Origin of the sequence: Pandoraea pneumonica (genome assembly GCF_049918595.1) — a bacterium.
Taxonomy (GTDB): domain Bacteria; phylum Pseudomonadota; class Gammaproteobacteria; order Burkholderiales; family Burkholderiaceae; genus Pandoraea; species Pandoraea pneumonica_A.
On record NZ_JBNCRZ010000002.1, the window covers coordinates 671,017 to 683,851 of the forward strand.

A 12,835-nucleotide genomic window follows, 5' to 3' on the forward strand; every position below is an offset into this window, starting at 1 on the left:
CACGACCGATGTTGCTTCGTACGCATTGGCTGACCTCACGGCGAAGGAGGCGGCATGCTGACACTCATCGCCCTTGTCTCCAGCGCAGGCGGCGCGGGCCGCAGCACGGTGACGGCACATCTCGCCACGCAGTTGGCGCGCGGGGATCACCCAGTGGCAGTGCTCGAACTCGATGCCCAGAACAGTGTCGGTGCATTGCTCGGGCTCACGGCCGCGAGCGGGACGGGCGTGCTCGCGCAAGGTGACGCAACGGATGCGCCGGGCGGCTGGCAGCCGCTCGTTTGCCATACCCCTGCCAATGTGCCGTTGCTGCCCGCAGGCGCTGCGAGCGCGGCAAAGGCGGCGGCGTTTGGCGCATGGTTGCAACGCGACCCTGCCGCGCTGCGCCGTCAGCTCGACACGCTCGGATTGCCTGACGGCACGCGCGTGCTCATCGATACCGCGCGCTTGCCCAACGTTACGACGCAAGCGGCGATGGCGGCGGCCGACTTGGTGTTGGGCATCGTGCCCGTCACGACAACGGGCTACGTCACTCAACCCGATTTGGTGGCCGCAGGCGGCACTCGGTGTCAGATGGTGGCGAATTTCGCGGCAGCGAACTCCGCGCTCGGCAACGATTTGATGCAGATGATTCAGGCACGTGGCGGCGATGCCATTGTGCCGGTGCGCATTCATCGTGACGATGCGGTGGGCGCCGCCGCCGCCAGCGGCACGGCGTTGCTCGAACATGCCGAAGGGTCGCAAGCCGCACTCGACATCGTGCATTTGGCCGCGTGGGTGCTTCGCGCGACGGCGCGCCCGGGCGAGATCATTGCGGAGGCGCCCGACGCCGTTGATGGGCAGGAGGGCAGACCATGATCGGCGAGTCGCTGCAAACCCTTTACCGGTTGGGACGCGAGACGCTCGCGGTTCGTCTGCGGCTGCCGCGCCGCGCTGATGGCCGTGCACCGGGCGCCTTGCAATGGTTGCTCGCCGCCACGCTCCGCTCACCGCGTCAACGGTTGTGGTTGTCGCAGATGGCCGATCATGTCGTCGCCCGGTGGGCGATGCGACTCGACGTTCGCCAGCTCGATCAATGGCGCGACTGGTGGCTGCGCATCCTCTTTCAACCGGCTCGCCAAGGGCGTGCCGACTATCTCGGCCAGGCCTTTTCTTGGGCCAACGAACGGTTCACCCAGCGGGTCGGTGTACCGGCAGATGCGGGCTTCTGGCAAATGGTTCGCGCGTCCCTGTGGCGGCGCGCCGACCAGCGCCCGGCGTTCCCACCCTATGTCGCATGGATAGCGTTCCGTAATAACAACGAGCGCGTGCGGTTGTGGCTCGTGCAGACACTCTTCGGCATTCCGCCAGACACGCCCGCCCAGTTGGCGCACAAGTTCGACGAGCGGCTCGAACGTGTGATGCAGTGGCGCGTGACGTCGGCCGTGGTGGCGCTGCTGGGTCTGTTCGGGGTGTTCTGGATCGTGACGACGCCGTTCGATCCCTTCGAGCAGCTGCTGTTCTCGATCTGCACGCTGACGCTGGCGCTTGTGTTTCGCAGGCTCGACAGTCAGTACTCGGTGCTCGTGCTGATCGGCTTGTCGTTGATCTCTACGGTGCGTTACGTGTGGTGGCGGCTCACCCAATCGTTAGCCTTCGATACGACGGAAGAAGCCGTGGTCGGCTACATCCTCGTCGCGGCAGAAATGTACACGTGGCTGATTCTGCTGTTCGGCTACCTTCAGACGGTCTGGCCGCTGCAACGGCGCATTACGCCGCTGCCAGCCGACGTTCGTCTGTGGCCTACGGTCGATGTGTATATCCCGACCTACAACGAAGGGCTCGACGTGGTGCGCCCGACGGTCTACGCCGCGTGTGGCATCGACTGGCCGCCCGAGAAGATCAACATCTATCTGCTCGACGACGGTCGCCGAGAGGAAATGCGCGAGTTCGCCGAACAGGCGGGCGTGCATTACGTCACACGCCCCGACAACTTTCACGCCAAAGCGGGCAACATCAATCACGCCTTGAAGAAGACGTCGGGCGACTTCATCGCGATCTTCGACTGCGATCACATCCCCGTGCGCTCGTTCTTGCAGACGACGATGGGCTCGTTTCTCAAGGACCCGCGTTGCTCGCTGGTGCAGACGCCTCACCATTTCTTCTCCGACGACCCGTTCGAGCGCAATCTCGCAACACGCGGTGCGGTGCCCAACGAAGGGCGCCTCTTTTACGGTGTGGTGCAGGACGGCAACGACTTCTGGAACGCGGCGTTCTTCTGCGGTTCGTGCGCGGTACTGCGGCGCACGGCGCTGGATGAAGTGGGCGGCGTGGCGGTCGAGACGGTGACCGAAGATGCCCACACGGCGCTCAAGATGCACCGTCGCGGCTGGAACACGGTGTACATCAAAGTCGTGCAGGCGGCGGGGCTGGCCACGGAATCGCTCTCGGGCCACGTAGGCCAGCGCATTCGCTGGGCGCGCGGCATGGCGCAGATCTTCCGTGTCGATAACCCGCTATTTGGACGCGGGCTGAAAATGGGCCAGCGCATTTGCTATGCAAGTGCGATGCTCCACTTCTTCTACGGCATACCGCGCATCATCTTCCTGCTCGCACCGATCTGCTATCTGTTCTTCGGTTTGCACATCGTGCAGGCGGCAGCATTGAGCATCTGTGCGTACGTGTTGCCGCACATTGCGCATGCCAACATCGCCAACTCGCGCATTCAGGGCAAGTATCGCCATTCGTTCTGGTCGGATGTTTATGAAGCCGTGCTCGCGTGGTACGTGGCGTTGCCGACGACGGTCGCGTTTATCAACCCGCGCTATGGCAAGTTCAACGTGACGGCCAAGGGCGGGCTGATCGAGCAGAGCTTCTTCGACTGGAGCATTTCGAAGCCGTATATGGTGCTGCTCGGGTTCAACGTGCTCGGCTTTCTCGCAGGCATGGTGCGTTGGTTCTACGGACCAGCGCATGAGACCGGTGCATTGGTCTTCAATCTCGCGTGGGTGTCGTTCAACCTGGCAGTGCTGGGGGCTGCGGTGGCGGTGGCGACCGAAGTTCGCCAAGTGCGTCGCACGCACCGCGTGACGATGAGCATTCCCGCGGTGCTGTATCTGCCGGACGGGCGAACGATTGCGTGCCACACCCGCGACTTCTCGGGTGGCGGGCTGGCGCTGCAACTGCCCGCCACGCTCGATTTGCCCGTGGGCACCGAGGCACAGGTGGCGCTCTCGCGCGGCGAGAACGAATACGGCTTCCCGGTGAGCGTGGTCAATTCGCGGGCGAACGATCTGTTCTTGTCGTTCCTGCCGCTCACGGCGGAGCAGGACAAGCATCTCGTGCAGTTCACGTTCGGTCGTGCCGACGCGTGGCGCGACTGGGACGCCGAGCGCACGCGCGACGAACCGATCAAGGCGCTGTTCGAAATGCTGGCGATGGGCCTGCGCGGTTATCAGGTGCTGGCGAACTATCTGTTGAGCAAGCTCGTGACTCGTTGGCAGAACCGGCTGCGCGGCGCGCGAACGCGTTCGCACCAGAGCACGCCGCAGGCGTAGCCGGATGAAGCAAGAACCAAGGGACGGAACCTGACAATGGGCATCTGGAATCTCTATTTCATTTTGAAACTGGTGCTGCTGTGGGCCGGGATCATCGGCTTTCACGTGCTGCCGAACTTCCTCTTCGCGGTGCTGCTGGCGATCCGCTTGCGCCCGCGCTGGGCGCGCATCCTGCGCCAGGTGATTGCTGTTCCGGTGGGGGCAGGGCTGCTCTACTACGACTCGAACCTGCCACCGTTCGCGCGCTTTATCGAGCAACTGCCGGCGCTATTGCAATTCCGCTTCTCGTACATCATCGAATTGCTCGGCCGCTTCGTCTCCGTGCGCGATTGGCTGTTGCTCGCGATTCTGGTGCTGGCGTATTGGATCGTGAACCGCTGGGTGCGCGTGACCACGTTCGTGTTGCTCGCGCTATTGGTCGTGCCGGTCGCGCTGCATGTGGGCACGCTGGTGCCGGTGGCACAGGTGGTGGCGGCGCAGGGTGATAGCACAGCGGCGGCAGCAGGCGGTGCCGCAAGCGGTGGCGCGCCGGCGGCAGCGGGTAGCGATGGCGTCGTGGGCGACGGGGACGTCCCGCCGGGCGCCAACCCGAATGCCGCGCTCAACTCGTTTTACGCGCGCGAACTGACGCGCTCGGTGTCGTTGCCCGCGCAGGCCGGGGCAGGGCCCGACTTCGACATCATCTTCCTGCACATCTGCTCGCTCGCGCAGGACGATCTCGACGTCGACAACCTGGACAACCAGCCGCTGCTCTCGCGCTTCGATTTCGTGTTCAAGAACTTCAACTCGGCGGCGAGCTATAGCGGCCCGGCGGCCATTCGCGTGCTGCGCGCAGGCTGCGGTCAGCCGACGCACAAGGCGCTGTACGACCCGGCTGGCCCGCAGTGCTACGTGATGAGCGATCTCAAGAGCCTTGGCTTCACGCCGACACTAGCGATGAATCACGACGGGCACTTCGATAACTTCATGCAGGAAGTCAAAGACAACTTCAACGTGCAGGGCATCACGCCGTACGACAACACCCGTACGCGCGTGTCGATGCGTGCCTTCGACGAAACGCCGATCCACTCGGACGGCGACGTGCTGCAAGGGTGGTGGAAGCAACGCACCGCGATGCCGGACAAGCGTGTGGCGCTGTACTACAACACCATCTCGTTGCACGACGGCAATCGTCTCGAAGGGTCAAAGCTCACCAGCGTGCAGAGCTATCCGATTCGCGCGAAGACGATGTTTGACGATTTCGGCCAGTTCATCGACACGATCGCGAAGTCGGGCCGCAAGGCGGTGGTGGTGTTCGTGCCTGAACACGGCGCAGCGCTGCGCGGCAGCAAGCTGCAAATTTCGGGCATGCGCGAAATTCCGCTGCCCGAGATCACGCACGTGCCGGTGGCAGTGAAGTTGGTGGGCTTCGGCGACAGCGCGACGGCAGCAGGCGCTGGCGGAGCGCACACGCCGGTGACGATTTCTACGCCGACGAGCTATCTCGCGCTGATGACGCTGGTCTCGAAACTGGTCGCGACCAACCCGTTTGCCGGGACGCCCGACCTCGCGCAATACGCGAACGATCTGCCGCAAACCGCCTTCGTTTCGGCCAACGAGCAGACGACCGTGATGAAGTACGACAGCAAGATGCTGATTCGCGGTGCGGATGGCGTGTGGCTCGATCTGAAGTCATTGGAATAGTCGACGGCGACCCGGACAAGTTTCGAAGGAATCGCGCATACTGTGCGACGTGCCCGCTTCAGGGGATTCGACCCCTGGCGGGCAGCGCAGTCTCGCGTCACCCATCGAACCGATGCTTCCGGGAGTTACCGTGCAATACACCAAATTTGGCCGCACCGGCCTGAACGTTTCCCGCCTTTGTCTGGGCACCATGACCTTCGGGTTGCAAACCGACGAGGCAGCCAGCCACGCGATTCTCGATCGCGCGACCGAGGCGGGCGTCAATTTCATCGACATCGCCGACGTCTATCCGCTGGGTAGCGACGAGTCGCTAGGCGGGCGCACCGAAGAGATCGTCGGGCGCTGGCTCAAGGGCCGTCGTAGCCGCTACATCGTCGCGACCAAGGCATGCGGCCAAATGGGCCCGTCGCCGTGGGACAAGGGCGCGTCGCGCAAACATTTGCTCGACGCCATCGACGCGTCGCTGCGCCGTCTGGGCACCGATTACGTCGACCTCTACCAACTGCACTCGGACGACACCGAGACCCCCATCGACGAAACGCTCGAAGCACTCGACACCATCGTGAAGTCGGGCAAGGCGCGCTACATCGGCGTCTCGAACTATCTGGCGTATCGTTTGGCGCGCGCCCTGGGCCGTGCCGACGTGCTGCGTGTGGCGCGTTTCGTCTCGGTGCAACCGCGCTACAACCTGCTGTTCCGCCAGATCGAGCGCGAGTTGCTGCCGCTCGCCGGCGAAGAAGGCTTGGCCGTGATCCCGTACAACCCGCTCGCAGGCGGGCTGCTCACCGGCAAGTACCAACACAGCGCGACGCCGAGCGAAGGGCGCTTCACCGCACAAGTGGGCAAAGCCGGTGCGATGTACCAGCAGCGCTATTGGCACGAGCGTGAGTTCGCGACTATCGAAGCGCTGAAGGGCATCGCCAAGGAATCGGGCGAATCGCTCACGCGTCTTTCGCTCGCTTGGGTGCTAGCCAATCCCGTCGTCACGTCGGCCATCATCGGTGCGAGTCGCGTGGACCAACTGACGGAAACCCTCGGCACCATCGACTACACGCTCGATGGCGACCTCAAGGCGAAGCTCGACGACGCCTCGCACGCCTACCGCTGGGGTGATGCGGCACGGTGACGCACCCGCCCGGGTGGTCTTTGGCACCTATCGGGCGGTATAGTGGAGGCAACGTTGTGCGGTTCGTCTATTGAAACAACGGCGGCCGCGCGGCGTTTCCCTCACTTCCCATGCGAGGCTGATCATGACGAAACGCATTCTGCTCGCCACCGATGGCAGCGAGTCGTCACGGCGTGCACTGCGCGAGGCGGCGGCCTTTGCCCGTAGCGGCGATGCCATCCGCGTGATTCACACCGTGGAAGATCCCGTCAATTTGCTGACGTCGGCCTTCGGCAAACTCATCGATCTGGAACAAGTGCGTCGCGACATGCAGCGCGAAGGCGAGGAGCATCTTGCCCGCGCGGTGCTTTATCTGCGCGAAGAAGGGTTCGACGCGCAGGCGCACTTGATTGACCTGCGCGCGACAGGCGAGACGGTGCCTGAAGCGATGTCGCGCGAAGCGCTCGAGTGGACTGCCGACATCATCATCGTCGGCACGCACGGGCGCAGCGGTGTGCGCCGCGCGATGCTCGGGAGTGTGGCGGAACAGATTCTGCGCAATGCGCTGGTGCCGGTGATGTTGGTGGCCGGAGAGGCGAGAGCGCATCAGCCGCTACGTGCAGGCGGACATTACGAGCGGGTGCTCGTGGCGCTCGACGACAGCGCAACGTCGCGCCGTGCCTTTGACTACGCATTGGCGCTGGCACGCACGCATGGCGCGTCGTTGCGCGTGGTGCACGTGCTGGATCTTCCCGGGCCGTTTTTAGCTGGCTTCGATCCCACGCCACTCATTGAGGCGGTGCGTGCCGTCGGCGAGCAGATGCGCGCTTGGGCCATGCAACGCATGCGCGAAGCGGAAGTGCCGGGGGAAGTGGAGATGCGGGAGATCGCGCCGGTGGGTGAGGGTGTGGCCGATCAAATCATCGCGGCGGGTAAAGACGCCGACGCCGACGTCATCGTGCTGGGCACGCATGGGCGTCGCGGATTCCGGCGCTTTACGTTGGGCAGCGTCGCAGAAGACACGGCCCGCCACGCGGGCAGGCCGGTTTTACTGTTGCCAGCGCAAGCGCCGCACGTCAGCTAGGCGCGGGCTTAACTGGCGGCGTGGCTTGTCGCAGGCTCGTTCATCGACTCGCTGTTACGCGTTACCCAATTCCGCCACCAGCGTCTTCAGCGGCGTGGCGGCATCGGCCAGGCGAGCCGGGTCGATCACCGCGCGGCGGCCGACCAACTCGCGTGCCGCGAGGAATTCCTGTGCACGGTTGATGCTCGCTGCCGCGACCACGGCGCCGTCGCGCAGGTAGAACAGCATGAACACGGCGGCACCTTGTGCATCGGGCAGGCGACGCTCGACAACGGCGTCGTGACCTTCCGTCATCCCGACCATCTGCAACTTCGCGTTGAACTGATCCGACCAGAACCACGGGGCGGTCGCGACTGCCTTCGGGGCGTCGCCATGCACGACGCTTGCGGCCACTTTGGCCATCTCGCTCGCGCTGGGCACCGATTCCAGACGAATACGACGGCCTAGCGCCGGATGCTCGTGATGCGCGCAATCACCGATGGCCAGAATGGCCGGGTCGCTCGTGCGGGCGAATTCGTCGACCACAATGCCGTTGTCCACGGCGAGACCGGCGGCTTGTGCCAGTTCGGCGTTCGGCAGCAGGCCGATGCCGACCACCACGACGTCGGCAGGCAAGCGCTGCTCACCGGCCACGACCGCCACGACCTGACCGTTCGCATCGAGTTCGAGCGCGCTGACACCGACACCGACTTGCACGTTCACACCATTCTCGCGATGGAGCGTGGCGAAGAAGTCGGCCAGATCGGCTTCGGCGACACGGGCGAGCAAGCGCGGGGCGGCTTCGAGCACCGTGACCGTCGTACCGGCCTTGACGGCGCTTGCCGCCACTTCCAGCCCGATGTAACCGCCGCCGACCACGACTACGCGCTTGCCCGGGGTGAGGGCTTCGCGCAGACGCTGGGCATCGGCAATATTGCGCAGATAGAAGACGTTCGGGGCGTCGCCACCCGGCATCGGCAGACGACGCACGCGCCCGCCCAGTGCCAGCACGAGGTGATCGTAGCCAAGCGACTGACCGTCGTCGAAGCTCACGGTGCGTGCGGCGCGGTCGATGGCGGTGGCGGTCACGCCGAGGCGCACGTCGATCTCGGCCTTCTCGTAGGCGTCGGCCGGGCGAATGAGCAGGCTGGCTTCGTCGGCCTGACCGGCCAGAAAGGCTTTCGAGAGCGGCGGGCGGCGGTAGGGCAGATGCGTCTCGCTGCCGGCGAGCACGATGCGGCCGGTGTAGCCAAGCGCACGCAGCGCGAGCGCGGTTTCGCCGCCGGCCTGACCGGCGCCGAGGATGACAGTGGTGGGAGTCATTGCTTCGGACATGTAGAAGTAGCGTTTGGAGTTCGGCCGCCAGTGTAATGCATTGCATCGCCGCCGGGCCGCGCGAAGCCGGTAAGATGGCGTTGCATCACTTTTCGGAACAGGCCTCAGGAGCCGCGATGACAAGTGACCGTGCCGGCCGCCCGCTGTTGTCGAAGCACCCCGAGCTCACTGCGCCGCAGGTGTACCTGTTCGCGTTTGCGCTGGGGTGTTCGACCGGTGTCGACTTCGTCGCCTCGTCGATGATGGGCATCGGCGGCACGCATATTCGCGGTGGCGTCCACGCGTCGCCGGAAGACTTTCTCTGGAGCCTGACCTCCTACGCGGCGGCGGCTACGGTCGCCAATCTGGTGCTCGGACGTATCTCGCGCGACCTGAGTTATCGCGGCTTTACGCTGCTCGGGCTGGTCATCGCCGCCATCGGCGCGGGCCTGTGCGCCGTCAGCAATACCCCCACTGAACTCGCGCTTGCCAAGGCCGTGCAGGGCCTCGGCGCTGGCGGCTTGTTTTCTGCGTCGCGCATCATCATCCAACTGGCGGCCGAACGCGAAGAACGCAAACCGCTCTTCATGGGGTTCAACACGGGCGGCATCGGGTTATCGGCGCTCGCGCCTTGGGTCACGTCGATGCTGATGCAGGACGTCAGCTGGCGCGTGATCTTCGTGGTGCAGGTGGTGCTGGCGCTCGCCACGCTGGTACTCGTGGCGCTCACCTATCCGAGACGTCTGGAAGCGTCGCTCGCGCCGTGGCAACTCGACGTGGGCGGCATGGACTGGGTGACGGTCGTCTTCCTCGGTGCGGGTGCGCTCGTGCTGTTGCACGGCCTTGGCGATCTGCGTTTCTACGAGATTCGCAGTTCGCCTTCGGTGGCACTCACGCCGATCATCGGCGTGGCGCTCATCGGGTGTGTGTTTTTGCACCAACATCGCCATCCCGATCCGTGGCTCGATCCCAAGCGGCTTATCGGGCAGCGCTATCTGGTCGGGCTGGGGTTCTACGCGCTCTACTACTTTTTGAACGGGCTATGGAGCTACGTGATGCCGACCACGTTGCAGACTGGCCTCGGATTCACCTTTCAGGCGACCGGCACTGCCACCACCGTGGCGGGGCTGATCGGCTTCGCCGCCATGACGGCGTTCACGTACGGCAATCAGCATCTGGTTGGGCAACGGCGGTGGATCGCGCTGGGCTATGTGATGTTCGCGCTGGCCGCATGGCTGGTGTCGCAGCGATTGATGCCGGGCGTATCGCTACCGCTCGTGCTCGAAGCGATGGTGTTGCAGCAGATGACCACGCCATTCATTCTGGCCCTCGTCGCCGGTCTGACGTATCGCGAATTCACCGTCGACGATTTCGCCCACGCCTATCAGTTCAAGAACATCGTGCGGCAGATCGTGACCGCTGGCGGCACCGGCGTGGCGAGTCTCTGGCTGCAATACGGCGAGGCGATGGCACGTACGCAACTCGTCGCTAACGTCACGCCGTTTTCCGTGCCGCCCGACACCGATGCGGCATCCCTCGCAAGACTCTCTCAAGTCATCGATCAGCAGGCACTTCTGCTTGCTGCGAGCAACTTGTTCGCGCTGCTTTCGTTTGTCTGTGCAGCGGTGGCGATCATCGCCGTCGTGCAGCGTGCGTTGCGATAAAAAGCGAGACGAATTGCTGCGCCGCACACTAAGTCGGTTCATCCAACGTTACAACAGATGAAACCCCCGTCAACGAAGGCGGAAATCAGCATTTATGCGGGTTTCGAAGCGATGCCGGGCCCCTTCCGCACGTCCGCAAATTGAGGAGTAGAGTGACCTCGTCGCACACATTGCCGCCGACGAAGGAGACACCATGGCCTGGACAAGTCAACAGAAGCATGTGGTAACGGCAAGCTACCTGGGGTGGACGCTCGACGCGTTCGATTTCTTTTTGATGGTGTTCGTGTTGAAGGACATCGCGAAGGAGTTCAACACCGAACTTGGCAGTGTGGCGTTCGCGCTGCTGCTGACATTGGCGATGCGCCCCGTTGGGGCGCTTATTTTTGGGCGGCTGGGTGACCGGTTTGGCCGACGCCCGGCGATGATGGCGAGCGTGTTGCTGTATGCCTTACTGGAGCTGGCATCGGGCTTCGCGCCGAGTCTCACGGTGCTGCTGATCCTGCGAGCGCTCTTCGGTATTGCGATGGGCGGTGAATGGGGCGTGGGCGCGGCGCTCACGATGGAGAGCGTGCCGACGCATTCGCGCGGTATTGTGTCGGGGCTGTTGCAGGCGGGGTACCCGAGCGGTTATCTGCTCGCGTCTGTCGTGTACGGCTTGTTCTACGAGAGCATCGGCTGGCGTGGGATGTTCTTTGTGGGCGTGCTGCCGGCGTTGCTGGTGTTCTACATCCGCCGTCATGTGCCCGAGTCGCCCGCGTGGCAGAAGGGCACCACACAAGCCGCGGCGCCGCGTGCCAACTTGCTTCAGGTGTTGGGGCGCGATTGGAAACTGGCGCTATACGCCATCGTGCTGATGACGGCGTTCAACTTCTTCTCGCACGGCACGCAGGATCTTTACCCGACCTTCTTGCAAGTGCAGCACAAGTTCGCGCCGCACACCGTGAGCTGGATTGCCATCACGTACAACATCGGGGCCATTATCGGCGGGCTGTTCTTCGGGGCGATTTCGGAGAAGATCGGTCGGCGGCGTGCCATTGTGATCGCGGCGCTCATCGCGTTGCCGGTGCTGCCGTTGTGGGCGTTCTCCAGCGGTGCGGTGATGCTCGCGATCGGCGCGTTCCTGATGCAGATTTCGGTGCAAGGCGCTTGGGGCGTAATTCCTGCGCACTTGAACGAACTCTCGCCGGACGAGATTCGCGCGACGTTCCCGGGGCTGGTCTATCAACTGGGTAACTTGTTCGCGTCGGTCAATGCCAACTTGCAGACAACGATAGCGAAGGCCCACGACGGCAATTTCGGTCTGGCGATGGCGATCGTCGCGGGCACCGTGGCGGTGGTCATCGCGGTGATGATTACCTTCGGTCGAGAGCGACGCGGCGAGGTGTTGACCACGACCGCGACACCACCGGCCGATACGTTGCCACCGGGGGCGGCGGTTCGGTAATACACGGAAATCCAAATTTCGCGCTAGGTGCATTCCCGATAGAACCTAGTGCTACATCAGATTTGGGGAGGGCGGGATGGCGGCGTGTTTTGCCGTCCCGTACTACATGCTTAGCGAGTTCGATCTCTCCCAACCCCAAATTTCGACGCCTTGTATTGCGTGAAGTACCGCACATGCTTGAATGGCTAACGAGACGAAGTTGGCGTAGTGGTGAGCGTCTTCGCGCTTGATTTTCGGGATTGAAAGATGGGCCAAGGTGTCTAGTGTGGCTCGATAGCGGCGCATCTCGCCATAGAGTCGGCCGGACTCAGACAGAGGGAAGTGCTCGGCGCAACCTTCCTCAATCAATTCGGTGAGACGCGTATTGTAATTTCTGAATGCACTCTGTTGAACATCGAGTTCTGCGTAGAACGGCGCCAAAGCATCCTGAATTCCGTTAATAAATTCACTGCGCCGTTCTATATCCATGTGAGATTCAAGCTGTCGAATAAGTCCGCAGAAGTAGCGATCACTCGTCAATTTTGATTCGAGCATGGAGTTTGGGTCTTTCCAGTACTGAACCTCAATGGTGCGCCGAAAATTGCTTCCGCCGGTCCAGTCCGAATCGGGAGAGAGTTTGTCTTGGATGTATGAGATGTAATGAAAACGCATCGAAATGTTCAACCCAGTTTGCCAGCCAAGTTGCCCCTTGAACGCGTAATACACCATTTCGGAAGATTCGTGCAGCAGGTGTCGGAGCGGACGCTCGCCGTGGTCTTTCAGGCAATATATATCTGCGCTTTTAGTAATCGCGTCTAGCGCCGCACCCGCAACATCGCTGAGTTTGGATAGCGAGTCTTTGTTTTCTTTCTTTACCTTCCTCAATTCGTCTTGAAATCGCGAGTGACGCTCGGCTAGCTTACTTCGATAATCATTCACATATGATGCTCTTGCGGACTCACTCTGCCTTTTCGCGTAGACCGCAGACGCTCCCGATGCCACTAATGCAGCAAGCGACAAGCATTCTGCGAACGATAGGTCGATCAT

9 protein-coding genes are annotated in these 12,835 nt (G+C 62.9%); 7 read left to right on the forward strand and 2 right to left on the reverse strand.

Features of this window, described 5'->3' with window-relative positions:
* Positions 1-54: 54 nt before the first annotated feature.
* From ACPWR9_RS09545 to ACPWR9_RS09565, 5 genes are all read left to right on the forward strand, one after another.
* A complete protein-coding gene (locus ACPWR9_RS09545; protein WP_426297177.1) occupies positions 55-858 on the forward strand; it encodes a cellulose synthase operon protein YhjQ/BcsQ in 804 nt (267 codons plus the stop codon).
* Complete coding sequence (bcsA, locus tag ACPWR9_RS09550; protein ID WP_426297176.1) at positions 855-3,536, forward strand: UDP-forming cellulose synthase catalytic subunit; 2,682 nt, start codon at positions 855-857, stop codon at positions 3,534-3,536. The genes ACPWR9_RS09545 and bcsA overlap by 4 nt, the downstream gene beginning before the upstream one ends.
* 36 nt (positions 3,537-3,572) lie before the next feature.
* A complete protein-coding gene (bcsG, locus tag ACPWR9_RS09555) occupies positions 3,573-5,219 on the forward strand; it encodes a cellulose biosynthesis protein BcsG (protein ID WP_426297175.1) in 1,647 nt (548 codons plus the stop codon).
* A gap of 130 nt (positions 5,220-5,349) precedes the next feature.
* The gene (locus ACPWR9_RS09560; protein WP_426297174.1) at positions 5,350-6,345 is read left to right on the forward strand and encodes an aldo/keto reductase; all 996 of its coding nucleotides are present in this window, start codon (positions 5,350-5,352) and stop codon (positions 6,343-6,345) included.
* Between the two features lie 124 nt (positions 6,346-6,469).
* On the forward strand, positions 6,470-7,408 hold the full coding sequence (locus tag ACPWR9_RS09565; protein WP_426297173.1) for a universal stress protein: 939 nt from the start codon (positions 6,470-6,472) through the stop codon (positions 7,406-7,408).
* A gap of 54 nt (positions 7,409-7,462) precedes the next feature.
* On the opposite strand, the gene ACPWR9_RS09570 is transcribed toward ACPWR9_RS09565, so the two are convergent.
* Positions 7,463-8,722 (reverse strand): NAD(P)/FAD-dependent oxidoreductase, encoded by a 1,260-nt coding sequence (locus ACPWR9_RS09570; RefSeq protein WP_426297172.1) that lies wholly within the window; start codon positions 8,720-8,722, stop codon positions 7,463-7,465.
* 116 nt (positions 8,723-8,838) lie between these two features.
* Here ACPWR9_RS09570 and ACPWR9_RS09575 point away from each other — a divergent pair, with 116 nt between their 5' ends.
* Positions 8,839-10,365: an MFS transporter gene (locus ACPWR9_RS09575; RefSeq protein ID WP_426297171.1), complete on the forward strand. Its 1,527-nt coding sequence runs from the start codon at positions 8,839-8,841 to the stop codon at positions 10,363-10,365.
* Between the two features lie 193 nt (positions 10,366-10,558).
* A complete protein-coding gene (locus tag ACPWR9_RS09580; protein ID WP_150677865.1) occupies positions 10,559-11,809 on the forward strand; it encodes an MFS transporter in 1,251 nt (416 codons plus the stop codon).
* A gap of 102 nt (positions 11,810-11,911) precedes the next feature.
* Here the strand turns inward: ACPWR9_RS09580 and ACPWR9_RS09585 are convergent, their stop codons facing one another.
* Complete coding sequence (locus tag ACPWR9_RS09585) at positions 11,912-12,835, reverse strand: hypothetical protein (protein WP_426297170.1); 924 nt, start codon at positions 12,833-12,835, stop codon at positions 11,912-11,914.